Source organism: Mesorhizobium sp. B2-4-15 (genome assembly GCF_006658505.1).
GTDB lineage: Bacteria > Pseudomonadota > Alphaproteobacteria > Rhizobiales > Rhizobiaceae > Mesorhizobium.
The window spans coordinates 80152-103750 of record NZ_VFUZ01000021.1 but is presented as its reverse complement, the minus strand read 5'-3'; the positions used below and the strand labels follow the sequence as shown (position 1 = coordinate 103750).

The following is a 23599-nucleotide window of genomic DNA, read 5'->3' as shown; positions in this document are numbered from 1 at the left end:
TTGCCCATCATAGATCTCCTCCAGCTCTGGCCCCACGATCATACCGCAGGGCGGGAGGAGAGCCGTCCACCGCATCAGGAGCGGACGGCCGGTCTTCCGTGGTGATTGAGCCGGACGTGCGGATATTTGAGACGAACCCGACGGCCAGCTTCCCCATCGCAGTTTGGAAAAGAGCCGCGGCGCGCTGATCCGCAACCTGCCGCGCGGCGTATGTCCGCCGAAGCTATCGCGGTCGCGGTTTCGTCAAGTTCGGTGAAAGAACGCTCCCGTCCTCTCGAAGAGCGCTTTGTTTAGTTTTCAGTTTTGACTTTCTTCGACACGCGAGGCCAAACGGTGTGACCAGGTATCGGTTAATAGCCTAAACGGCTATCACCGCCTTGATAAGCCCCGACTTTTGGTGGACCCAATGCGGGATATCGCGGAGGCTGTCGCGCAGGGTCGTGCGGTGCGTTATGAGCTTGGCCACAGGAACGGTGTCATCGTGCATTGCCGCCATGACGTGGTCAAAGTCGACTCGAAGCGCGTTGCGGCTGCCCATCAATATCATCTCGCGCTTGTGGAATTCGGGATCGGAAAAGCTGATCTCCTCCTTGATGACGCTGACCATTATCAAGGCTCCCCCATGCGCCACATAAGCGAAAGCGGCCTCTATCGACGCCTTGTTGCCGGTCGCATCAAAAACAAGGTCGAAACACTCGCCATCGGTTCCCTCCCGCACCAGGTCAACCGGCGACAACGAAAGTCCATCGATAACGGGGAAACCGAGTTGACCTTCAGCGAAATCGAGCCTTTCCCGGCGGACGTCCATGATCGTCACTATCTGGCCGGCAATACGTGCAAATAGCGCCGTGGCAAGTCCGATAGGGCCGGCGCCGATGACCAGAGCACGTGTGCCGGCTGCAAGCTTGGAGCGTCCCACCGCGTGGGCACCGATGGCCAAGAATTCGACCGCTGCCGCATGATCGAGCGGCAAGCTGCCGATCGGATAGAGATTGTCGATAGGCACGAGCAATTCTTCACACATACCGCCATCGCGATGAACGCCCAACACCTCAATCGCCGCGCAGCAATTCGGCTTGTTATGACGGCAGGCTATGCATCTGCCACAAGCAAAATAGGGATTTACGACGACGCGTTCGCCGATGCGGATAGGGGCGCCTTCCCCGATCGCAGTCACCGTGCCTGCGAGTTCATGCCCCATGACACGTGGATAGGCCAGGTAGGGATGCTTGCCTTCGAAGATGTGATAATCGGTGCCACATATACCGACATGGCTGATGCAGACCAGCGCCCATCCTGCCCCCGGCGGGCCGGGTGGGGAGCGATCTTCTAAGATCAGTTCGCCGGGTCGTCGGCAAACGAGCGCTTTCATGCGGATCACCTTCCTTGGAGTGTTCCAAAAAGAACCCGGCGGTCGAGAAGACCGCCGGGCCAAGGTGTGGGAGCTTATTCGAAGTCCTTGACGTTCTGCGGCGTTACGAGGCCAGCGCCGGTGTCCACGTTGGCTTCGACGGCCTCCCCGCGGATTGCCTTGACGACAGTGTCGATGCCAAGCTCGCCCATCTTCGCCGGAAATTGTGCGACGCTGGCGTCTTCCGCACCGGACTTGATCGCTTCGATTTCACCACAGCAGGCGTCGAAGCCCACCAGAATGATCTTTTTTTTGGCGATGCCCGCATTGCTTATCGACTTGACGGCGCCCGGAACTGGCGGGCCACAGGCCGAATAGATCGCCTTGAGATCGGGATTGGCGGTCAGGATGTCTTCGGTCACTGACGTGCCCAGCTCGAGCGTGCAGTTGGTTGCACCCTTGCCTACGACGTCGACCTTGACGTCGCCCAATCCCTCCATCATGCCGGTGACGCGGTCATCCAGTGCCGGCACTCCGGGAACACCTTGCAGGATACCGATCTTGTCCCCGCTCTTGAGCACGGTCTTCAGATATTCTCCGGCGATCTTGCCGCCGTTGAGGTTATTGGTCGAAACCAGAGCCGTCTGGCCTTTCCAGTTGGGGATGCTGTTGTCGACGAGAACCACCTTGATGCCGGCGGCGACCGCCTTGTCGAGTGCCGGAGCAACCGTGGGATCGACCGGAGTGATCGCTAGACCCTTGACGCCTTGGGTGATCATCGACTCGATCAGCGCGATCTGGCCCTCGATGTCGGTGGCGGCCTGACCTTGGCCGGTGACCAGCTCGATTTCAGGATGAGCGGCCGCGTATTTCTTGGCCGCCTCCTCCATGGTCGAGTAAAACGGCACCGGGAATTTGGTGATCAGACCGACCTTGATCTTGTCTGAGGCCGAAGCCGGCACCGCAAACGCAACGGCGATGGCGATCCATGCGAACAGTTTTCGGTTCATTGGCATTCCATTCCTCCCTTGAATTGAGACGCCTCCCGGCGGGAAACGCTTCAGGCATTTGAGGGCCGCAACGGTCCTCAAAATCTCGCACGGATCAGGCTCCAACGATCATGGACACCATCTCCTGTTTGTTATCCTTGGTCGGCGCCAGTTCACCGACCTTGCGGCCTTGGCGAAGCACCACGGCGCGATCGGCGAGCTCGACGACATGCTCCATATTGTGAGTGATCAGGATCACGGCATTGCCCTGGTCGCGGAGCGCAGCAACCAGATTGAGCACTTGGCGTGATTCACGCAGACCGAGTGCAGCGGTCGGCTCATCCAGGATGACAACCTTGCGGGCAAATACGGTGGACCGGGCCACGGCGATGGCCTGCCGTTGTCCGCCCGACATCATGGCGACGACGGCATCCAATCGAGGTAGCGTAACCTTGAGGTTTGCCAACAGAACACGGGTCTCGGCGTCCATCCTGCGCTGCTGCAGAAATCGCAAGCCGCGCGGAAGCCATTGCGGCCAGGCCAACTCGCGACCGGCAAAGAAGTTCTGTCCGGGCGTCAGATTGTCGAACAGCGCCAGATCCTGGTAGACAGTCTCGATGCCGGCGAAGCGCGCATCCGCGGGGGAACGTATCTGCGTGGGCGCACCATCCAGGACAATCGCCCCGGCATCGAGTTGGTGCACGCCGCTGATGCATTTGGTCAGCGTCGATTTGCCCGCGCCATTGTCGCCGAGCAGGCCGACGATCTCGCCTCGGCGCACCTCAATACTGACGTCGTCCAGAGCCAGAACCGAACCGAAACGCTTTGTGGCGCCGCGTACCGCCAGCACGGGTTGGTCGGCAGTGGCGGCACGACCGGCATTGGCCGCAACGGCGGTCATGGCTGCCTCCCAGCCTGCATGACACGCACACGCCCTTCGAGATAGTTGCGCAGCACGTCGGACTCGACGGCGATAACGATGACTACGCCGATGACGATGAGCTGGAAGAAGACGTTCACGTTGAGCAGGTTGAGTGCGTTGCGGATGACGCCAATCATGATGGCGCCGATTAGGGCATGGCCGAGATGGCCACGGCCGCCGAGAAAACTGGCACCGCCGATAATCACCGCCGCGATCGTATCCAGTTCAAGCAGATTGCCGAACAAGGGGGAACCGGCGTCGGTGCGGCCGGCGAGTATGACAGCGCCAATGCCGGCGCACAGCCCCGAGATCACATAGACCGAAACCAGGACCCAGGACACAGGAATGCCCATGCGCAAGGCGGCGTCGGGTCGACCGCCGACGGCGTAAATCCACCGCCCCCAGACCATCGTCCTGGCCACAGTGAAGAGGACCGCGGCAACGCCTGCAACGACAAAGACCGATCCGGGCAGACCCCAGACCGCATCGCGCCCCAGCGCATCTATCGAATCCGGCATTCCAGGAATGGCGCGCCCATCGGCCAGTTGAAGCGCCAAGCCCTTGGCGATGCTCAAGGTTGCCAGGGTGATTATGAAGGGATGCGGCAGCCGCCCGAAGACGTAGAAGAGCCCGTTGATGGCGCCCACCGCCGCACCGCAGCCAACCATCACCGCGATAACCGCGATGGCGGGAGCGCCGGCATGAAAGCTGAGGGCGCCGACGACGGAAGCCAGTGCGACGTTCGATCCGACCGAAAGGTCGATGCCGCGTGTGAGGATGACCAAATGCTGGCCCATTGCGACAACCGAGATGACGGCGGTCTGGCCGAGGATGTTGCTGAGATTGCGCCCGGTCAGGAAATAGGGTGACAGGAAAGTGAGAACGGCGATCAGCAACAGCAATATGATGACCGGGCCAGCACTCAGCAATGCCAGTCCGAGCGCCAGGCCAGGGACGGCGCCCGGCCTCTTCGGCGCAAGCATTGAGGCTTGGCTAACAGCGGTGCTGGTGTTTTCCGTTTTGGGCAAAACCCCCTCCCCGCCCAGGCTTGCTTAAGCTTGGGGCGTCAGAACCAAGGCTGTATTTTAGCTTCCTCTTATCGATAAAAAACAATCAACCCCACTTGGTCAAGTTGTTTTTTATGGATAAAGTTCATGCAAAAAGGACAAGGTTGCTGAGAGGCAAGTCCGATGCGAACCGACACCGTCTACAAGAAGGCTTTCAACCGGGTCGCCACCATGCTGCGCGATGGACAATTGGCGGGCGAATTGCCCTCCGAAAATGAGCTCAGACGGCGAGTGGGAGTGAGCCGCACGACCGTCCGAAAGGTTCTGCAGGAACTTGCTCACCGCCAACTTGTCGCCGAGCGCGGCGGCGTGAGGACAGCGGGCCGCGCGGTGGAGGATAGCGACTACTACCCCGACGACGAAACCACGTCCCGAGCCAAGCACGTCGAACAGCAGTTCATGGAGTGGATGCTGCGGGGTGACACCAGACCCGGCACCAGCATCAACGAACTCGAGCTCGCGCGGCAATTCGGCGTTGCGACCAATGGAATTCGCGAGTTCCTCATTCGCTTTAGCCGATTTGGATTGCTCGAAAAAAGGCCGAATACCGGCTGGCTATTCAAGGGCTTCACCGAAGACTTCGCCCTCGAGCTGTTCGAGATCCGGGTGATGTTCGAGTTACGGTCGGCGCATTTGTTTTCGAGGCAGCCTGACAACTCTCCTCTGTGGGGAAAACTCGCCGCGCTCAAGAGCGCGCATACCGAACTGCTGAAGCGGATTGAAAGCCGCTTTCACGACTTCTCCGGTGAGCTGGCGGTTCACGCATCTACGGAACTCGGTGCAACTCTGCTGCTCGGGCGCGTCTTCACCGGCACGAGGCGCATGGTCGGCCCGGTCACTGCCTACGCAATTTCGGGCTGAGGCGCGGCCCAGAATATCGCCACAACTTGATCCGGACGTGTGCCAGTCCGCGTCAGGCGGTAAGGCGCCGCTCGCCTGGCGGCCCCCTCATTCGGCGGCCATCAGCATCTTGCGCCGGCGGGAACGCCGCGACAGGTAGAAAGGCACGATGGCGACGGCCGCGGCCAGAACCCAGAGCAGGTTGCAGATGGTACTGCTGAAGAGGATAGACGGATCACCGCCGCTGATCGCCAAAGCATTGCGCAGGTTCACCTCCATCAGCCGGCCCAGTACGAAGCCGAGGATGATCGGCGCCATCTCGAAGCCCGCCTTACGCAGGAGCCAACCCACCATGCCGATGCTCATCATCAGGAAGATCGAGAAGACCGACGAGTGAGTGGAATAGACGCCGACGATCGACAGGACCAAGATGCCCGGCACGAGCAGCCAGTTAGGCACGGTCAGGACGCGAGCGAATATCTGCACGAGCGGCAGGTTGAGTGCCAGCAGGATCAGGTTGCCTACAAATAGCGAGGCGACGAGACCGCCCACGATCTCGGGCCGTTCGGTGAGTAGCATAGGGCCCGGCTGGATGTTGTAGAGCATCAGCGCGCCAAGCATGACGGCGGTGGTGCCCGAACCGGGAACACCGAGCGTCAACATAGGCACGAAGGCGCCGCAGGCCGTCGCGTTGTTGGCCGCTTCGGGCGCGGCGAGACCACGCACGTCGCCCTTGCCGAAGGTCCCTTCGGTATCGGACAAGCGCTTGGCCGTCGTGTAGGAGATGGCGCTCGACACCGAGGCGCCCGTGCCCGGCAGAACACCGATGACGAAGCCGATGAGCGAGCTGCGCAAGGTCGTGCCGGTGCACTTCACGATATCGCTCATGCGTGCGGTCATCCGACCCAGTTCGCGGATTACAGTCATGCCACGCCCCTGGTTTTCCAGGATGATCAGCGCTTCGGAGATCGAGAACAAGCCGATGACGAGCACCACGAACTCGATGCCGTCGCCAAGCTCCGGCTCGTTGAAGGTGAAGCGGTAGGCGCCAGACGTGGCGTCGAGACCGACCGTTGCCAGCATCAGACCGAGCGTGCAGGCGATGAGCGTCTTTGCTGGATAGCTGCCGACCATCGAACCCAGTGTCGCAAAGGCAAACATCATCAGCACGAAGTATTCGGCGGGCCCAAAACCAATCGCCAGACCGGCCAGCAGGGGCGCGAACAGCGCGAGGCCGATGGAACCGAGTATGCCGCCCACGAAGGAGGCGATGCCAGAGAGGGCGAGTGCTTCTCCTGCACGCCCTTGGCGTGCCATGGGATAGCCGTCCATTGCCGTCATGACGGCGCCGGCATCCCCTGGCACGTTCAGCAAGATCGAGGAAATGCGGCCGCCATATTCGGCGCCGCAATAGATCGCCGCGAGCAGTATCATGGTGCTCTCCGCTGGCAGGCCCATCGTATAGGCAATGGGAAGCAGCAGGGCTATGCCGTTGATGGGACCAATGGCTGGCAGTGCGCCGACGAGCGTACCGATGAAGCAGCCAATGAGGCCGATGAGCAGGTTCTGTCCGGTCAGAGCGACCGCAAAGCCTTGCCAGAGATATTCGAGGTTCATGGATTGATCCTTCCGATCCGACCTTGCCTCAGCGTCCGAAGAGCGTGCCGGACGGCAGGTAGACTTCCAGCAGGTAGGAGAAGACGACCCACCAGAGGGTGGCGTGGCCGGCCGCTCCGATGAGCGCCTTACCCGGCGGCGCGCCGAAGATGAATGCGGAGCCGAGCGTTAGGATGAAAATGGAAACGGCAAAGCCTGCCGGTTCGAACAGGACGACGGAAACGACCAGGAGAACCGGCACCGCGAGCACGCGGGCAAGCACGACGCCGGACGGAAACCCCTCCGCAGACCCAGGCGAGAAGAAATACCAGACGGCAAGCAGGCCGAGCACCACGGCAAGCGCCATGGGAAAGACCCGCGGGCCGAGGGGATCTGAGGAGAAGGAGTATTCGATGACACTTCCGCCAATGCCGTAGGCGACGGCAAGCGCGAGCAGACATGTGGCTGCGCCGCGGCCGATCACCTGCACGGCACGCGGGGAGCAATGCGATTCATCAGACATGGAAGTTTCCCTTATTTTCTGAGCCTGCCGCCGCCGCTATCCGCTGCTTTGCGACCGTCGCCATCGGTCTGCCGATGGCGACGGTCGTCCGCGTTGTGTCTTGACGGGAGCCTGGGAGGGCGCCGCATTACATGCCGGCTTCCTTGGCGAGGATCTTGAAGCGGGCGACATCCGCCTTCACGCGCTCCTCGAAATCCTTGCCAAGGAGAGTGAACTCGAACAGGCCGCGCGCTTTACGCTCCTCGGCGAATTCCGACGTCTCGGAAGCCTTCTTGAAAGCATTCAGCCACCAGTCGTAATCCGCATCCGAGACATCCTTGCCGACATAGTAGCCGCGCCAGACCGGCCAATCGATGTCGAAGCCCTGTTCATGCGCTGTCGGAACATCCGCAAGATCACCCGGCAGACGTTCCGGCGACATGACCGCAAGGATGCGGACCTTGCCGGCAACATGGTGCTTGACCATCTCCGCCGCATCGCCCGAACCGACTTTCACATGGCCGCCTTCGAGGGCGGTCAGAACCGCGCCGCCGCCTTCAAGAGCGACATAGCGCATTGATTTAGGCTCCTGGCCGGCCGCTTTGGCGAGTAGCGAACCCTTCATCCAGTCCTGCGAGCCCACGGCGCCGCCGCCGGCAATTGCAAAACTTGCGGGATCGGCCTTGTAGGCCTCGACCAGTTCGCCGAGGGTCTTGTAGGGCGAGTCCGCGGCGACGACGAGCACGCCATAGTCGGCGCCGAGCGCACCGAGCCAGCGCACGGCATTCTCATCGTACCGACCGAACTTGCCCTGGGCCAGGAACAGCGCTGATCCCGACGACGCTGCGGTGATCACGTTGCCGTCCTTGCCGCGCTTGCCGATGACGTGGTTGTAAGCGACGGCGCCGACTCCGCCTTCCATGTAGGTGACGGCCATGGGTTTGGAAATTTGCTTCGTCTCGAGCAGAGCATTGGCCGCAAGTCGGCAGGTCAAGTCGAAGCCGCCGCCGGGCTTGGCGCCGGCAATGCATTCCGGCTTCGTCGGTTCCGCCTGTGCGGATGCTGTAAACGCCAGAGTGGCCATCGCCACGCCGAAAAGGGCGCTGCTGAAAATTTGTTTCATAGGGTTCCTCCCACAGGATCTTGAGCGGTAACAAGAGAATTCCGCACGCCGATCACCGCATCAGACCATTGGGCCTGGCGTATCAGTGGACATGTCCGATTTCCTCCCGGACCGGTCCCTTCGCTCCACCAGGCCGGCAGGACCACACTAACCCGCATTCCTGTCACCATCCTGTCACGCTCCTGCCGAAGGTGCGAACGGGTTCCCTTCATCAACTTGTTGGAGGCCCGGCCGCGTGCAATCATGGCATGTGCGTATTCTCTTGGTCGAAGACACTCATGACGTTGGCGAAGCGATTAGTCGTCGCTTCCACCAGACGGGTCACACCGTCGACTGGGAGACCGATGGGGTTGCGGCGTCGGAAATCCTGAGCTTCACCGAATACGACCTGGTGATTCTCGACGTTATGCTCCCCGGCGTGGATGGCTTCTCCATCCTCAGAAAGCTGCGCCAGTCGGGGAGCGGCGTCCCCGTCCTTGTGCTGACGGCCCGCTCCGAGGTGGACGACCGAGTCAGCGCGCTCGATCTCGGCGCCGACGACTATCTGGTCAAGCCCTTCGACTTTCGCGAGCTGGAGGCAAGGGCGCGTGTCCTTCTGCGACGGCGAAGCGGTGGCGAGCCGACCAACGTCATCATCTGTGGCGATATCAGCCTCGATCGCACCAACCGCAATGTGATGGTGGGCAAGCGCGAGATCCAGCTCAAGCGCCGCGAGATCGTCTTGCTCGAGATCCTCGCCTCGCGTCCTGGCAAGGTCTTCAGCAAGGACGAACTGCTGGACCAGCTATTCGGCTTCGAGGAGGCCGCGGGCGAGAACGCAATCGAACTTTATATCGGGCGCCTGCGCAAGAAACTGGAAGGCGCGCGCGCGCGGATCGTCACATTGAGGGGCAGCGGTTATCAACTGGTCTCGGACGATGCCGCATAGGAGTTCGTTGTTCTCCCGCCTGATGCGGCGCGTCGGCGTCGTTCTGGCGTTGGGTGCGGGAACGCTCATCACCGCCGCCTGGATTTACGCGCGCGCCGCCGCGGATGATGCCTATGACCGGCTACTCCTCGGCGCGGCCTTCCAGATGAGCGAAAGCCTCAGCGTTGCCGACGGAAATCTCCGGTTCGTCCTTCCGCCCTCGGCGTTCGAACTTCTCGGGCTCGCCAATGACGACCGCATCTTCTACAGGGTCATCGACCCTTCGGGCGCGACCCTTACCGGCTATGCCGATCTGGCCGCCAAGGCGGACCTTTCCGCGAGCCGCGCCGCCCCCATCTTCGGCGATGACGCCTATCTGGGCGCCCCGGTGCGCACCGTAACCGTGTCGCACGCCATGAGCATGCCCGAAGGGCCGGGCTGGGCCTATGTCGTCGTGGCACAGACCGTCGAGGCCCGCCATGCGCTCGCCTCGGAACTGACGGTCCGGGCGACGATGCTGGTCGCGCTGATGAGCCTCCTTGCCGTCGCCGGTACAGCGCTGGCGGTGCGTTACTCGCTGCGACCAGTCGATGACCTCGCCGCCGCGCTCCGGCAGCGCGACCCGCAGGATCTTACACCCCTCACTGTCGCGGTGCCCAATGAACTGTCTCCCTTCGTGACGTCCATCAATTACTTCATCATCCGCCTTGATGAGCGCATTAAACTGCTGCAGCGCTACATCGCCGACAGCGCCCACCAGATCCGCACGCCGCTGACGGCGCTTTCCGCCCAGGTGAGCCTGATAGACGAGCAGAGGCTTGCGCCGGAAGATCGCCGTCACCTGAAGCGCGTTCAAAGCCGCACTCTCGAACTAGCCGGCTTCACTAATCAGCTTCTCAACCATGCAATGGTCATCCACCGCTTCGACTCAGTCCAGCTCGTGCCCGTCTCGCTGAACGATGTCGCACGCATGGCATTTCGTAACGCCGTCCCGATCACGGTGGATCCCGACATGATCGTCTCCTTCGAGGCTGCGGATGAAGACCTCATGGCGATGGGCGACGTGCTCAGCCTTCGCGAGGCGGTCGTCAACGTCATCGATAATGCACTGCGTCATGGCGCGATCGCCAGACTGGAGGTGCGTGTGCGTCAGCGAGAAAATTTTGGTCGAATCGAGGTGATCGACGATGGACCAGGGATCAAGGAGAACGATTGGCCAAATGTCATCAGCCGCTTCTATTCACGAAGCCCCGATGCGCGCGGGTCCTCAGGGCTCGGTTTCGCCATCGCGTCGGAAGTCGCGACGGTCCTGCGTGGCCAGCTCGGTTTCCGCAAGCGATCTGAAAACGAGCCGTTTTGTGTCTATCTGGAGTTGCCGCTAGTGGGAGGGCAGCCATGACAGCGCGCATTCGCACCCTCGCGCTCGCCGGGCTCGCCTGGCTGGTCCCCACCCTTGCCGGCGCCCTGGAAGGTGAAAGTGAGACTTTTCCCGCGACAGCGAAGGAGACGGGCCACCTGGTCATCCACGCGGCGACGGATCTTGAGGCCATGCGACCGCTGCTGCGCGATTTCCAGGCACGCAACCCTAACATCCGGATCGACTACGTAGACTACGTCACCAACGATCTTTTCCGCGAGGCACGGGACGCATGCCGAGCGGGGACCTCCGAGGCGGACATCCTCCTCTCCTCGTCGGTCGACCAGCTGGTTCGGCTCGCCAACGATGGCTGCGCTCAACGGCACGACTCGCCGGAAACACGGAGTGTGCCAGACTGGGCGAATTGGCGGGACGAGATTTTCGGTTTCACATTCGAACCCGTCGTGTTCGTTTACGACCGGCGCTGGGTTCCGTCCGAGGATGTGCCGAGAAGTCACGACGCGCTCCTGGAACTCCTGCGCCGCAAGCCCGACGCCTACCGCGCACGCATAGGAACCTACGATATTCAGGCTTCTGGCATCGGCTACCTTTTGGCATTCTACGATTCCCGCCAGGCGCCTACAGCAAACGGGCGACTGCTCGAAGCTCTGAGCCGCGTGGAAACCATCGTGCGCTGCTGCAACAATGAAGTGCTTGGCGAGCTTGCAGCGGGGCGGATCAGCATCGCCTACAACGTGCTCGGCTCCTACGCCTATGCGGCGGCGCTCGCCAATCCAGATCTGCGCATCGTGCTGCCCCGGGACTACGCGCTCATCCTGTCGCGGGGTGCCTTGATTCCCGCAGCTGCGGCCCATCCAGATCTCGGGAAGCGTTTCCTCAACTATCTCCTGTCGGCTCGCGGCCGGCAGGTCGCGAAGGACGCTTCATTCTTCTTTGCCGAGAACGCCCCCCTGCCCGTCGGTGTCGACGGACCCGAGGCATTGATGGACTCGGGGATCGGCCGCCCCATCCGCATCGGCCCGGCGCTTCTTGCCGCACAGGACGAAATCCAGCGAAGTACATTCATCGAGGATTGGCGCAGACACATCGGAGAACATCCACAGCGTTGATGCCGTGCTCTTTGAGGCCACGTACCCCAGTCGGAGCTCCCCTCTCCAGCTCGCACCTCGGCGCGCGGCAGCTTCAAAGCGACGGTAGAAGCACAGATCATGAGCGCATTTGTCCAGCGTCGATTTACCCGCGACGTTGTCGGCAAACGACCATTTTTCATACACCACGAACGGGCCCAGTCCATTTTGACCGATGTGCTTGGCTGCGCCACCTCGGCCTGGCTCGTTGAAAACGACTTTGCTCTCATCAGGCCCTCAGCGGATTCAATTTGCTTGGTGATCCCCCAACCCTAGGGCAAACTCCCTGCCGGGGCTGCAGGAGGTGAAATGAGAGCACGTGCAGCGACGCTCGGGGATCTCGAGGATGTCTTTCATGGCCTATCCAAGCGGATGTCGGACGAATACGCGGCGGCCGGCAAGGATATCAAGATCGCCTACGACAATCTGATGATGAATTTGAAGGAAGGCCGGGCGCACGCGCTTGTCGAGGGTGAGAAGGCCGTGGCGATCATCGCCTGGCATGAAAACAGCGACGCCGCCGATACGCTGTTCGCCGCGCGGGAGGATTTCTTCCGTGGCTCCACCGTTCGCTTCTGCAAACGGCATATCAGGCATATCCAGGCGCTCGCCGGCAACCTGCCCGTCCATTCGCGCAGCTGGCTGCAGGGGCCTGATGTCGGGCGCTGGTTCAAGATCATCGGCTATGTCGAGCAAGGCCAGGAGAACGGGGCCAGATTGTTCGAGTTGCAACCCGCCAGGTAGAGATCGCGCCACGCCACATCCCCGGCAAATCAGCACTCGGGCCGGCATAGGCCGGCAGCGCTGCGACTCCCACCCGCAGCCGCGAAAAGGCCGCGGGTGCTGAATTCATCAGCGGCACCATCTTTTCTCCGCGGACACGGCCCATAAGGACTGGACGACGGCGTGCCATCCGGGGCGCAGACGCCTGTTGCATTCTAGCCAGGCACCCGGAAAAATCGGTGACAAGAGCGGCCGGAACGTGTTGAAGACGACAGTCAACGCGGAGAGGGACGCGCGATCGGGTTGCACTCGGCAAGTGTTGATGGTTTGTTGCCGGTCAGCGGAGAACCAGTGATGCCAGAATCCATGAGGCAAGAGGAATACGGGTCTTTCGATCCGGACGACCTGCCAAATCTGAATACAATCGGCCCAGCCATGAGCGGAGGCAACGATTTCGAGAGATACGCGGTCGCCGTGATCATCGTGTTCGGCGCCCTGATCATTGGCGGGCTGATGGCCGCGTCGATGACCTTCGGCCATCGCAACGGTTTCCTGTTCGCGCTTGGCGGCGCCACCTCAGCCTGGATTTCCGGAAACGCGCTACTGCTCGACCGGCCTCGCATCTACGCGCTGTTCGTCGGCATCGCTGCCCTGATGCTGATTGCATCGACCATCACGCTGGTGACTTGAACGTCCCTGCCGGTCGCTGAACCAAGACGGTTGACTCGCAGGCTCTCGATCGAGAGCCATTGGGTATCAATATCCAAGCGCCTCGCCCGATGCGGCGCGGCTGTCGATGGCGCCATTGTAGCGGGCGCCGCCGCCCTTCTCGATTTCCGCCAGGCTCTTGCCCCCGACAAGGATGCCGGCCGCCTGTCCCCATGTCTGGCCGCCGAGATCAAGGTGGTAGCCCATGCCGGCGAGCAGCCGCTCGGTGTCGGGCGAAAGCCCGAACGGCTCGACATAGACCGTGTCGGGCAGCCACTGGTGGTGGATGCGCGGCGCGTCGATCGCCTCCTGGATGTTCATCCCATGATCGACCACGTTGACGATCGCCTCCAGCGTGATGGTGATGATGCGCGAGCCGCCCGGACTGCCGATGACCATGAACGGCTTGCCGTCCTTGGCGACGATGGTTGGGCTCATCGACGATAGCGGCGTCTTCTTCGGCTGGATGGCGTTGGCCTCGCCCTGAACCAGGCCGTAAAGATTGGGCACGCCGGGCTTCTGGGTGAAATCATCCATTTCGTTGTTGAGCAGAATGCCGGTGCCGTCGGCGACGACGCCGGCGCCGAAGGAACCGTTCAGCGTGTAGGTGACCGCGACCGCGTTGCCGTCCTTGTCGATGATCGAATAGTGCGTGGTTTCCTTGGACTCGCCAAAGCCCTTCGGCATCAGATCCTTCGAAACACCGGCCCGGAACGGGTCGATCTTGTCGCGGATGTTCTTGGCGTAGGCTTTGTCCAGCAGTTTGGAGACCGGATTGTCGACAAAGTCGGGGTCGCCGAGTGCCGAGTTGCGGTCGACATAGGCATGGCGCATGGCCTCGACCATGACATGCACCGTCTCCGCCGAAGCGGGGCCGAGATATGACAGCGGATAGCCCTCGAGCACGTTGAGGATTTCGCAGATGATGATACCACCCGAGCTCGGCGGCGGCGAAGACGTGATCTCGTAGCCGCGATAATTGCAGGTCACCGGATTGAGTTCGCGGACCGCATATTGTTCGAAATCCGGCTTGGCCAGGATACCACCCTTGGCGCCGCTCGCCTTGACGATGGCGTCGGCGATGGCGCCCTTGTAGAAGGCGTCGGGGCCTTTGTCGGAAATGGCCGAGAGCGAGGCGGCAAGGTCGGGCTGGACCAGCTTCTCGCCGATGCCATAGGGCTTGCCGTCTGGCTTGAGGAAGATGGCGGCCGCCGCCGGGTCCTTCGCCAACCTTTCAGCGCTACCGGCGAACGAGGCGGCATCGCCCTGATTGAGGATGAAACCGTCCTTGGCATAGTTGATCGCCGGCGCCATCAGATCTTGCCTGGACAAGGTGCCATATTTCTGGCGGGCCATCTCGAAACCGGCCACCGACCCCGGCACGCCGACCGCCAGATAGCCGTCGAGGCTGGCGCCCTTCACCGGGTTGCCGTCCTTGTCGAGATACATGGTCTTGGTCGCGGCAAGTGGCGCGCGTTCCCGGAAATCGAGGAAGGTCGATTTGCCGTCCTTGAAGCGTATGGTCATGAAGCCGCCGCCACCGATGTTGCCGGCATTGGGGTAGACGACGGCTAGCGCATAGCCCACGGCAACCGCCGCATCGACGGCGTTGCCACCCTTCTTCAACACGTCGATGCCGGCCTCCGTGGCGAGATGCTGCGCGGTGACAACCATGCCGTTCTCGCCCTTGACGGGTACCGGCGAGGCGGCAAAGACGGTTGTGAACGGGGTGAAGGCGAAAGAGATGGAAAGACTGGCGGCGATCAGGGTCCGGCGGGTGAGATGCATGGCGGGTCTCCGGGCGTGAGGATGCTTAGGAAAGACCGTTGGGATTGGTGAGTCCAGCCAATTGTGACGGTTGGCGATCCTTCACACCCCCCTTTGGCCTGCCGGCCAATCTCCCCGCAAGGGGGAAGATTGGATGTCGCCGTCGCTTTCGCCAATCACCGCCCTTGCAGGAACAGCGCCTTCGGCGAAGCTGCTGATCTCCCCCCTTGCGGGGGAGATGTCCGGCAGGACAGAGGGGATGTTCAAGCGCTGCCGTCGCCCGTTGGATCGAGAAAAAAAGTTGACTACACAATCCCGCCCGAACCGCCGGCGACTGCCGGACGTTCGGCCGCGACCTTGGCGCGGTAGCCCGCGGCCCGGTAAGCGGCGACGGGATCGATGGCGCCGCCAGTCTTCAGCCGCGCCATCGCCAGGATCGGCTCGACATCGGTGCGGTAGGCCGCCTTCAGCGTCTGTGTCGCCATCAGCGCGTCGTTACTGTCCTGAAACCCTTCCAGCCCCTTGCGGTCGACAAGCAGCGCCTGCGCATAAGCGCGCTGCACCTCGACCGCGGACAGCATCAGGCTTTCGATCGGATCGGTGACGTTGTGGCTTTGGTCGAGCATATGGGCGGGGTCAAAACCCTCGGCGCCTGACAGTTCGGCATCGACCAGTTCGTTGAAGACCAGGAACAGCCGGTAGGGATCGATCGAGCCGGCATCGAGATCGTCGTCCCCATATTTGGAATCGTTGAAGTGGAAGCCACCGAGTTTTTTGAACTGGATCAGCCGCGACACGATCATCTCGATGTTGACGTTGGGCGCATGGTGGCCAAGGTCAACGAGGCAGAACGCCTTGTCGCCGAGTTCCTTCGCGATGATGTAGTTGGTGCCCCAGTCCTGCACGACCGTGGAATAGAAAGCCGGCTCGTACATCTTGTGTTCGGTGAACAGCTTCCAGTCGGCGGGCAGCCCGGCATAGACTTGCCTCATGGCGTCGAGATAGCGCTCGAACGCCTTGGCGAAATTGACCTGGCCGGGGAAGTTCGAGCCGTCGCCGATCCACACCGTGAGCGCCTTGGAGCCAAGCGTCTTGCCGATCTCGATGCATTCGAGATTGTGCTCGACCGCTTGCCGGCGCGTGCCGGCATCGGCATGCGACAGCGAGCCGAATTTGTAGGACAGCGTCTGGTCCTTGGCGTCGGAAAAGGTGTTGGAATTCATGGCGTCGAAGCCAAGACCGAAGCGCGAGGCCGCCTGCTTCAACCGGTTCGGATCGGCCTTGTCCCACGGAATGTGCAGGGACACGGTCGGCGTGGCCTGCGTCAGCTGGCTGATGACGGCGCAATCCTCGAGCTTGTCGAAGATATCGCGCGGCTCGCCGGCGCTGGGAAAGCGGGCGAAGCGCGTGCCGCCGGTGCCGACGCCCCAGGACGGGATCGCGACCGCGAATTTCTCGACCTTGTCCCTGATGGCGTCGATGGCGATGCCGCGGCGGTCAAGCCGCTCGCCGAGCGAGGCATAGTCGCGCTCGAGGCTGGCCTTGCGCGCGACGTTGTCCTTGTCGACGATGTCGGCGGAGATGATGGCTTCGGACACTGCTGTTCCTCCCTGAATGCGTGCGGCTGGCGCCGCCCCTCATCCGCCCTTCGGGCACCTTCTCCCCGTACAGTGACGGGGAGAAGGGCGGGCGCCTAGCGCGTAAAGCTCTGCGCGTTGCCGGCGTCGACATTGACGATGTTTCCGGTCGACTTGGCCGACATGTCGGAAGCGAAGAAATAGATCGCTTCGGCAATGTCTTCCGGAAAGACCGAGCGCTTCAGCATCGAGCGCGAGCGGTAATGCTCCTCCAGGTCGTCCGTGGACATCTTGTAGGCGGCGGCGCGCTGTTCCTTCCACTCGCCGGTCCAGATCTTCGAGCCGCGCAGCACCGCGTCCGGGTTGACGACATTGACCCTGATCTGCGCTTCCGCGCCCTCAAGCGCCAGGCAGCGCGCCAAGTGGATCTCGGCCGCCTTGGCGGTGCAATAGGCGGCGGCATTGGGCGACGCGGCCAGGCCATTCTTCGAAGCCACGAAGACGACATTGCCGCCGATCTCCTGCACCCTGAACAGCCGGAACGCTTCCCGCGAGACCAGGAAATAGCCGGTCGACAAGATGTCCATGTTCTTGTTCCACAGGGCCAGCGTCGTCTCCTCGATCGGCGCCGAGGAGGCGAGGCCCGCATTGGACACCAGAATGTCGATGCCGCCGAATTCCACAGCGGTCTCGGCAAAGCCGGCGACGACCTGGTCTTCCGAGGTGACGTTGATGACCACCGGGCGGACGAAATCCTTGCCATGGACCTTGGCCAGTTCCTCGTTCGCGCTGGCAAGTGCCGTCTCATCGATATCGGCCAGCACCACGCAGGCGCCCTCGCGCAGCAGGCGGCTGGCGGTCGCGCGACCGATGCCGCCGGCGCCGCCGGTGACCAGCGCGATCTGGCCGGCAAGCGACTTCGGCTTCGGCATGCGCTGCAGCTTCAGATCCTCGAGCAGCCAGTATTCGATGTCGAAGGCTTCCTGAGCGGGCAGGCCGACATAGGAGGAGACCGTCGAGGCGCCGCGCATGACATTGATGGCGTTGACATAGAATTCGCCCGATATGCGCGCCGTCGCCTTGTCGCCGGCGAAGGTGAACATGCCGACGCCCGGCATCAAATAGACCACGGCGTTAGGATCGCGGATGGCGGGCGAGTCCGGATGCTTGCAGCTGTCATAGTAGGCCTGATAGCCGACGCGATAGGCGGCGACATCATCGGCGAGGCGCGCGATGACGGCATCGACATCCGGTTTCGCCGGATCGAATTCGATGACCAGCGGGCGGATCTTGGTGCGCAGAAAATGGTCCGGACATGAGGTGCCTAATGCCGCCAGCGGGCGCAAATCCCTGGAGTTGACGAATTCGAGCACGGCGGGCGAATCGTCGAAATGGCCGAGCTTGTGGCTTTTCTCCGAGATCAGGCCCCGGATTTTCGGCATCAGTTTCGCCGCGATGGCGCGACGAGCCGAAGCGTCCAGCGACTTCACCACTTCGCCGCCGAAGATGGCGAGGCCTTCGGAGCGGCGCTCGAACCATTCGATCGCCTGGTTGATCACCGAGATCGTCGTTTCGTAGCATTCCTTGGGGGTGTCGCCCCAGGTGAACAGGCCATGGCTTTCAAGGATGACACCCTTGGCGTCGGGATGTTCGAGGCAGAACTTCTCCAGCCACAGGCCAAGTTCGAAGCCAGGCCGCTTCCATGGCAGCCAGCCTATGGCGTCGCCGAAGATCTCCTTCGTCAGCGCCCTGGAATCCTTCGCGGCGGCAATCGCGATGATGGCATCGGGATGCATATGGTCGACAAAGGGCCTGTGTACATAGGCATGCAGCGGCGTGTCGATCGAGGCCGCGCGCGGATTGAGATTGAAGGTGCAGTGGGAGAGATATCCCACCATCTCGTCCTCGTGCTCGACGCCGCGATAGAGGCCTTTGAGCGCGCGCAGCTTGTCCATGTAGAGGGTGGCGAAGCCGTCGAGCTTGATCGAGGCACTGTCGCCGCCGGAGCCCTTGACCCAAAGCACCTCGATAGTCTCGCCGGTAAGCGGGTCCTTCTGCCAGATCTTGGACGATGTGTTGCCGCCGCCATAGTTGGTGACGCGCTTGTCGGAACCGAGCGTGTTCGAGCGATAGACCAGAAGCTCAGGCTCGCCCATCCCCTTGGCCTTCGCATCGTCCCAAAGATTGGCGAGGCGCGAGCCGGAGCGGTTGTCGAGCATGGGTAATCCTCCCTGGGATGCAAAAAGGTGCAATCCATTTTGTCGAGGAATGTCTACGCAAGCAGGCCATCTGTCAATCACAAACGATCAATATCGATCATATTGCACCGCACAATGAAATTATATGATCGGAAATGATTGACACTGCTCTTTTTGAGTGCCTAGATGGCCAAGGCAGGGAGGAACCATGCACGAAAAAGAGCGCCACAGGATCATTCTGTCCGCTGTCCAGGAAAAACCTGTGGTGACGGTGCAGGAGATGGTCGACCTGACGGAGTCGTCCGAGGCGACGATCCGGCGCGACATCGCGGCGCTTCACGTGCAAAAACGCCTGCGCCGAGTGCGCGGCGGCGCCGAGGCGATCTCGCCGCCGCAATTCATCGGCCTTGCCGGCAGGCCCTTCTCCGTCAATGAAACGCTCAACGCGGCGCAGAAGCGGGCAATCGCGCGCGAAGCCGTTGAACTGTGTGGGGACGGCGAGCCGATCATCATCAATGGCGGCACGACCACCTTCCAGATGGTGCATTTCCTGACCGGCCGTCGCATGCCGATCTTCACCAATTCATTCCCGATCGCCGAGCATCTGCTCAAGCATTCCAAGAACACGGTGATGCTGTCGGGCGGCACCATCTATCGCGAGCAGAACATCATCCTGTCGCCCTTCGACAATGACGTGACGCGCAATTTCTACGCGCGCCGCATGTTCATGGGCGCTCAGGGGCTCGGGCCGCTCGGCCTGATGGAAGGCGACCCGCTACTGATCCAGGCCGAACAGAAGCTGATCGACCAGGCCGACGAGCTGGTGGTGCTGGTCGATTCCTCGAAGTTCCGCAAGCGCTCGAGCCTGATCCTGTGCGGTCTGACGCGCATCGCCACCGTCATCACCGATGACGGCATCGAGGATCGCGAAGCCAAGATGTTGGAGGCAGCCGGTGTGACGCTGATCGTCGCCCGCAAGTCGGCAAAGGAAGAATCTCCACTGCAGGCCTGAGATCACCTCACGCCCGCAGCGGCGATGGAATGCAACGCTCAAGGGAGGATATTCGATGAGCTTCTTGAAGAAATTGATGGTTACGGCGGCCTTTTCTGCCGCCATGTTCGTGAATGCCGCCTATGCGGAGAACATCAAGATCGCGCTGGTGGTGAAGTCGCTCGGCAACGGCTTCTTCGATGCCGCCAACAAGGGCGCCGAAGAAGCGGCCAAGGAACTCGGCGACGTCGATATCATCTACACCGGCCCGACCAAGGCGACCGCGGAAGCGCAGATCGAAGTGGTCAATTCGCTGATCGCGCAGAAGGTCAACGCCATCGCGATCTCCGCCAATGACGCCGACGCGCTTGTGCCGGTGCTGAAGAAGGCCATGGAGCGCGGCATCACCGTCATCTCCTGGGATTCGGGCGTCGCCAAGGAAGGCCGTCAACTTCATCTCAATCCGTCCGACACCGGCCTGATCGGGGAGACCATCATCAAGCTCGCCGCCGACTACCTGCCGGAAGGCGGCGATGTCGCCATCCTGTCGGCCTCCTCGACCGCGACCAACCAGAACGCCTGGATCGAAGCGGCCAAGAAGGTGCTGCCGGAGAAGTTCCCCAAGATCAAGCTGGTCGCCACCGTCTATGGCGATGACGACTCGGCCAAGAGCACGGACGAAGCCAAGGGCCTTCTGAAGTCCTATCCGAACCTCAAGGCGATCATCGCACCAACCACCGTCGGTGTCGTTGCCGCCGCCCAGGTCGTCACCGACGAGAACCTGATCGGCAAGGTCAATGTCACCGGCCTGGCGCTGCCGTCCGAGTTCAAGAAGTTCATCGACAACGGCGCCAGCCAGGCGGTCGCGCTGTGGAACCCGATCGATCTCGGCTACTCCGCCGTCTACCTCGCCCATGACCTGGCGGTGAAGAAGGAAAAGGCGAAGCCCGGCGCCACGCTGTCGATCGGCCGCGTCGGCAAGGTGACGCTCGACGACACCAACTCGGCCGCGATGGCTCCGCCGTTCCAGTTCGACAAGACCAACATCGAGAAGTTCTCCAAGATCTATTGATCTAGGAGTCGGTACCCTCCCCCTTGTGGGGAGGGTCGGCGAGACGGTCTTGCGAAGCAATACCGACGAGACGGGGTGGGCGGCGACGTCTCCGCACATTAGGACTTTGATATGCTTGTAGACCCCCACCCCGCTCACTTCGTTCGCGACCCTCCCCACAAGGGGGAGGGTAAGGCAGTTCCCCGCCTGACGCTCTCAGGCATCTCAAAAAGCTTTCCTGGCGTGCGCGCGCTGCACAATGTCAGCCTGTCGCTCTATCCTGGCCAGGTGACGGCGCTGATCGGCGAAAACGGTGCCGGCAAGTCGACACTGGTCAAGATCATGACCGGCATCTACCAGCCCGACGAGGGCACAATCAGCATCGACAGCCAGGCCGTCACCTTGCCCAGCGCGCATGCCGCCTTCGGCCATGGCGTCACCGCCATCCATCAGGAAACCGTGCTGTTCGACGATTTGAGCGTGGCCGAAAATATCTTCCTCGGCCATGCACCGCGCTCACGCTTCGGCACCATCGACTGGCGCACGATGCGCAAAAATGCACGCGAAGTGCTCGACACAATGCATGCCGGCCATATCGACGCCGACGCCCGGCTGAAGGATCTCGGCATCGCCAACAAGCATCTGGTCGCCGTTGCCCGCGCCATGTCGATCGACGCCCAGATCGTGATCATGGACGAGCCGACTGCCGCCCTTTCGATGAAGGAGATCGAGGAGCTGTTCCTGCTCATCGATCTCCTCAAGAGCGAAGGCAAGGCGATCCTGTTCATCAGCCACAAGTTCGACGAGATCTACCGCATCGCCGACCGCTACACCGTGTTCCGCGACGGCGAGATGGTCGGCGAAGGCCTGATCAAGGATGCCGGCCAGAGCCAGATCGTGCGCATGATGGTCGGCCGCTCGGTCGATCACATCTTTCCACAGCGCAAGGCCGAGATCGGCGCGCCGGTGCTGTCCGTCTCCGGCCTGTCGCATCCGACCGAATTCAACGACATCGGCTTTGAATTGCACAAGGGCGAAATCCTCGGCTTCTATGGCCTTATCGGGGCCGGGCGCAGCGAGGTGATGCAGGCTATTTCGGGCATCACCCGCACATCGGCCGGCACGATCACGCTGGAAGGCAAGACGATCGCGCCAAAATCGGCGGCTGAGACAATCGAGGCCGGTATCGTCTACGTGCCGGAAGAACGTGGCAAGCAGGGCGTGGTGATCGGCCTGCCGATCTTCCAGAATGTCTCGCTGCCCTCGCTCACGCGCACCTCCAAATCCGGCCTGTTGCGGCTGGCGGAAGAGTTTTCGCTCGCCCGCTCCTACACCGAGCGGCTGGATCTGCGCGCCTCCTCGCTCAGCCAGGATGTCGGCACGCTGTCAGGCGGCAACCAGCAGAAGGTCGTCATCGCCAAATGGCTGGCGACCGCGCCCAAGGTGATCATTCTCGATGAACCGACCAAGGGCATCGACATCGGTTCCAAGGCCGCCGTGCACGGCTTCATGGCCGAACTGGTGGCGCAGGGCCTGTCGGTGATCATGGTTTCGTCGGAACTGCCGGAAATTCTCGGCATGTCCGACCGGGTCGTCGTCATGCGCGAGGGGCTCGTTGCGGCGGTCTACGACAACAAGGGACTGGACGCCGAGACGCTGGTCCGGACGGCGGCGGGGATCGCGGCATGAAAGCTATCCTGAAGTATCGCGAAATCTGGCTGCTCGCCGCCATCGCCGTTCTCATCGGCTTGATCTCGACCCGTTTCCCCGCCTTCGCCAACCCCGGCAATCTGCGCCAGGTGTTCAACGATACATCGATCCTGATGATCCTGGCGCTCGGCCAGATGGTGGTCATCCTGACCCGGTCGATCGACCTGTCGATGGCTTCCAACCTGTGCTTCACCGGCATGGTGGTGGCGATGCTGAACGCCGCGCACCCGGCGATCCCCATCCCCCTGCTGATCGTCATCGCGCTGGCCGTCGGGTTGCTGCTCGGCGCCATCAACGGCCTGCTTGTGTGGCGGCTGAACATCCCCTCGATCGTGGTGACACTGGGCACGTTGACCATCTATCGCGGCGCCACCTTCGTTCTGTCCGGCGGCGCGTGGGTCAATGCCGACAAGATGAGCCCGGATTTCATCGGCTTCCAGCGCGCCGCCTTCCTCGGCATTCCCGTGCTCTCCTGGATCGCCATCCTGGTCATCGCGCTGTTCTTCATCCTGATGACACGCACCGCGCTCGGGCGCTCGATCTACGCCATCGGCGTCAACCCGACGGCGTCGGTCTATGCCGGCATCGATGTCGGGCGCACGAAATTCATCGTCTTCTGCATCTCGGGCATGATCGGCGGCCTCTCCGGCTACCTCTGGATCTCGCGTTATGTGATCGCCTCGGTCGAGGTCGCCAACGGCTACGAGCTCAACATCATCGCCGCCTGCGTCATTGGCGGCATCTCGATCGCCGGCGGCATCGGCTCGGTCGGCGGCGCGGTGTTAGGGGCGCTGTTCCTCGGCATCATCTCCAACGCGCTTCCGGTCATCAACATCTCGCCCTTCTGGCAAATGGCGATTTCGGGCAGCGCGATCATTCTGGCCGTCGTGCTCAACGCGCGCGGCGAACGCCGGCAGGGCCGCATCATCCTGAGAAAGATGGAGGCGGCATGAGCAGCACTTCGCTCCGGTTGTTCCAGCTAATCGGCCTGTCGCCTTCGGCAACAGGCCTGTTTTCAACGTTTGCGCCGCCCCTCACCCTTACCCTCTCCCCGTATAGAGACGGGGAGAGG

Annotated in this window: 20 protein-coding genes; 10 read left to right on the top strand and 10 right to left on the bottom strand. The window is 62.0% G+C overall.

Features of this window, described 5'->3' with window-relative positions; translation table 11 throughout:
• Nucleotides 1-358 precede the first annotated feature (358 nt).
• From FJ930_RS22720 to FJ930_RS22705, 4 genes are all read right to left on the bottom strand, one after another.
• Entirely contained in the window at nucleotides 359-1372 is a 1014-nt protein-coding gene (locus FJ930_RS22720; protein ID WP_141840181.1) for a zinc-binding alcohol dehydrogenase family protein, read from the bottom strand.
• A gap of 74 nt (nucleotides 1373-1446) precedes the next feature.
• On the bottom strand, nucleotides 1447-2361 hold the full coding sequence (locus FJ930_RS22715; RefSeq protein ID WP_141840180.1) for a sugar ABC transporter substrate-binding protein: 915 nt from the start codon (nucleotides 2359-2361) through the stop codon (nucleotides 1447-1449).
• Between the two features lie 94 nt (nucleotides 2362-2455).
• A complete protein-coding gene (locus tag FJ930_RS22710; RefSeq protein WP_141840179.1) occupies nucleotides 2456-3241 on the bottom strand; it encodes an ATP-binding cassette domain-containing protein in 786 nt (261 codons plus the stop codon).
• Nucleotides 3238-4245 (bottom strand): ABC transporter permease, encoded by a 1008-nt coding sequence (locus FJ930_RS22705; protein ID WP_140748433.1) that lies wholly within the window; start codon nucleotides 4243-4245, stop codon nucleotides 3238-3240. Before FJ930_RS22705 ends, FJ930_RS22710 begins: the two co-directional genes overlap by 4 nt.
• A gap of 207 nt (nucleotides 4246-4452) precedes the next feature.
• Between FJ930_RS22705 and FJ930_RS22700 the strand changes: the two genes are divergently transcribed.
• Nucleotides 4453-5190, top strand: a complete 738-nt coding sequence (locus FJ930_RS22700) for a GntR family transcriptional regulator (protein WP_141840178.1) — start codon at nucleotides 4453-4455, stop codon at nucleotides 5188-5190.
• 87 nt (nucleotides 5191-5277) lie between these two features.
• On the opposite strand, the gene FJ930_RS22695 is transcribed toward FJ930_RS22700, so the two are convergent.
• The 3 genes from FJ930_RS22695 to FJ930_RS22685 form a co-directional block, all read right to left on the bottom strand.
• Nucleotides 5278-6786, bottom strand: a complete 1509-nt coding sequence (locus FJ930_RS22695) for a tripartite tricarboxylate transporter permease (RefSeq protein WP_140748439.1) — start codon at nucleotides 6784-6786, stop codon at nucleotides 5278-5280.
• Between the two features lie 28 nt (nucleotides 6787-6814).
• A complete protein-coding gene (locus FJ930_RS22690) occupies nucleotides 6815-7288 on the bottom strand; it encodes a tripartite tricarboxylate transporter TctB family protein (protein ID WP_140748442.1) in 474 nt (157 codons plus the stop codon).
• 127 nt (nucleotides 7289-7415) lie between these two features.
• Nucleotides 7416-8390, bottom strand: a complete 975-nt coding sequence (locus FJ930_RS22685) for a tripartite tricarboxylate transporter substrate binding protein (protein ID WP_141840177.1) — start codon at nucleotides 8388-8390, stop codon at nucleotides 7416-7418.
• 250 nt (nucleotides 8391-8640) lie between these two features.
• Between FJ930_RS22685 and FJ930_RS22680 the strand changes: the two genes are divergently transcribed.
• The 5 genes from FJ930_RS22680 to FJ930_RS22660 all read left to right on the top strand — a co-directional run bounded on the left by FJ930_RS22680 (nucleotide 8641) and on the right by FJ930_RS22660 (nucleotide 13215).
• Nucleotides 8641-9318: a response regulator transcription factor gene (locus FJ930_RS22680; protein ID WP_141840176.1), complete on the top strand. Its 678-nt coding sequence runs from the start codon at nucleotides 8641-8643 to the stop codon at nucleotides 9316-9318.
• Nucleotides 9319-9325: 7 nt separating this feature from the next.
• Nucleotides 9326-10696, top strand: coding sequence for a sensor histidine kinase (locus tag FJ930_RS22675; protein WP_246676995.1), 1371 nt, complete (start codon nucleotides 9326-9328; stop codon nucleotides 10694-10696).
• Nucleotides 10693-11784: an ABC transporter substrate-binding protein gene (locus FJ930_RS22670; RefSeq protein ID WP_141840174.1), complete on the top strand. Its 1092-nt coding sequence runs from the start codon at nucleotides 10693-10695 to the stop codon at nucleotides 11782-11784. The genes FJ930_RS22675 and FJ930_RS22670 overlap by 4 nt, the downstream gene beginning before the upstream one ends.
• A gap of 327 nt (nucleotides 11785-12111) precedes the next feature.
• A complete protein-coding gene (locus FJ930_RS22665) occupies nucleotides 12112-12546 on the top strand; it encodes a hypothetical protein (protein ID WP_140749530.1) in 435 nt (144 codons plus the stop codon).
• A 333-nt stretch (nucleotides 12547-12879) separates the two neighbouring features.
• Nucleotides 12880-13215, top strand: coding sequence for a hypothetical protein (locus FJ930_RS22660; RefSeq protein WP_141840173.1), 336 nt, complete (start codon nucleotides 12880-12882; stop codon nucleotides 13213-13215).
• Between the two features lie 66 nt (nucleotides 13216-13281).
• Here the strand turns inward: FJ930_RS22660 and ggt are convergent, their stop codons facing one another.
• From ggt to FJ930_RS22640, 3 genes are all read right to left on the bottom strand, one after another.
• Nucleotides 13282-15021, bottom strand: coding sequence for a gamma-glutamyltransferase (ggt, locus tag FJ930_RS22655; protein ID WP_141840172.1), 1740 nt, complete (start codon nucleotides 15019-15021; stop codon nucleotides 13282-13284).
• A gap of 284 nt (nucleotides 15022-15305) precedes the next feature.
• Nucleotides 15306-16598: an L-rhamnose catabolism isomerase gene (rhaI, locus tag FJ930_RS22645; protein WP_141840171.1), complete on the bottom strand. Its 1293-nt coding sequence runs from the start codon at nucleotides 16596-16598 to the stop codon at nucleotides 15306-15308.
• 95 nt (nucleotides 16599-16693) lie between these two features.
• A complete protein-coding gene (locus FJ930_RS22640; protein ID WP_141840170.1) occupies nucleotides 16694-18796 on the bottom strand; it encodes a bifunctional rhamnulose-1-phosphate aldolase/short-chain dehydrogenase in 2103 nt (700 codons plus the stop codon).
• A 187-nt stretch (nucleotides 18797-18983) separates the two neighbouring features.
• Here FJ930_RS22640 and FJ930_RS22635 point away from each other — a divergent pair, with 187 nt between their 5' ends.
• The 4 genes from FJ930_RS22635 (at nucleotide 18984) to FJ930_RS22620 (ending at nucleotide 23480) form a co-directional block, all read left to right on the top strand.
• Nucleotides 18984-19787 carry a DeoR/GlpR family DNA-binding transcription regulator gene (locus FJ930_RS22635; protein WP_141840169.1) on the top strand — a complete coding sequence of 268 codons (804 nt, stop codon included), beginning with the start codon at nucleotides 18984-18986 and terminating at the stop codon, nucleotides 19785-19787.
• Between the two features lie 55 nt (nucleotides 19788-19842).
• Nucleotides 19843-20838, top strand: coding sequence for a rhamnose ABC transporter substrate-binding protein (gene rhaS / locus FJ930_RS22630; protein WP_141840168.1), 996 nt, complete (start codon nucleotides 19843-19845; stop codon nucleotides 20836-20838).
• Nucleotides 20839-20949: 111 nt separating this feature from the next.
• Nucleotides 20950-22506 carry a sugar ABC transporter ATP-binding protein gene (locus tag FJ930_RS22625; protein ID WP_246676994.1) on the top strand — a complete coding sequence of 519 codons (1557 nt, stop codon included), beginning with the start codon at nucleotides 20950-20952 and terminating at the stop codon, nucleotides 22504-22506.
• Nucleotides 22503-23480, top strand: a complete 978-nt coding sequence (locus FJ930_RS22620) for an ABC transporter permease (RefSeq protein ID WP_141840167.1) — start codon at nucleotides 22503-22505, stop codon at nucleotides 23478-23480. The genes FJ930_RS22625 and FJ930_RS22620 overlap by 4 nt, the downstream gene beginning before the upstream one ends.
• Nucleotides 23481-23599: the final 119 nt, after the last annotated feature.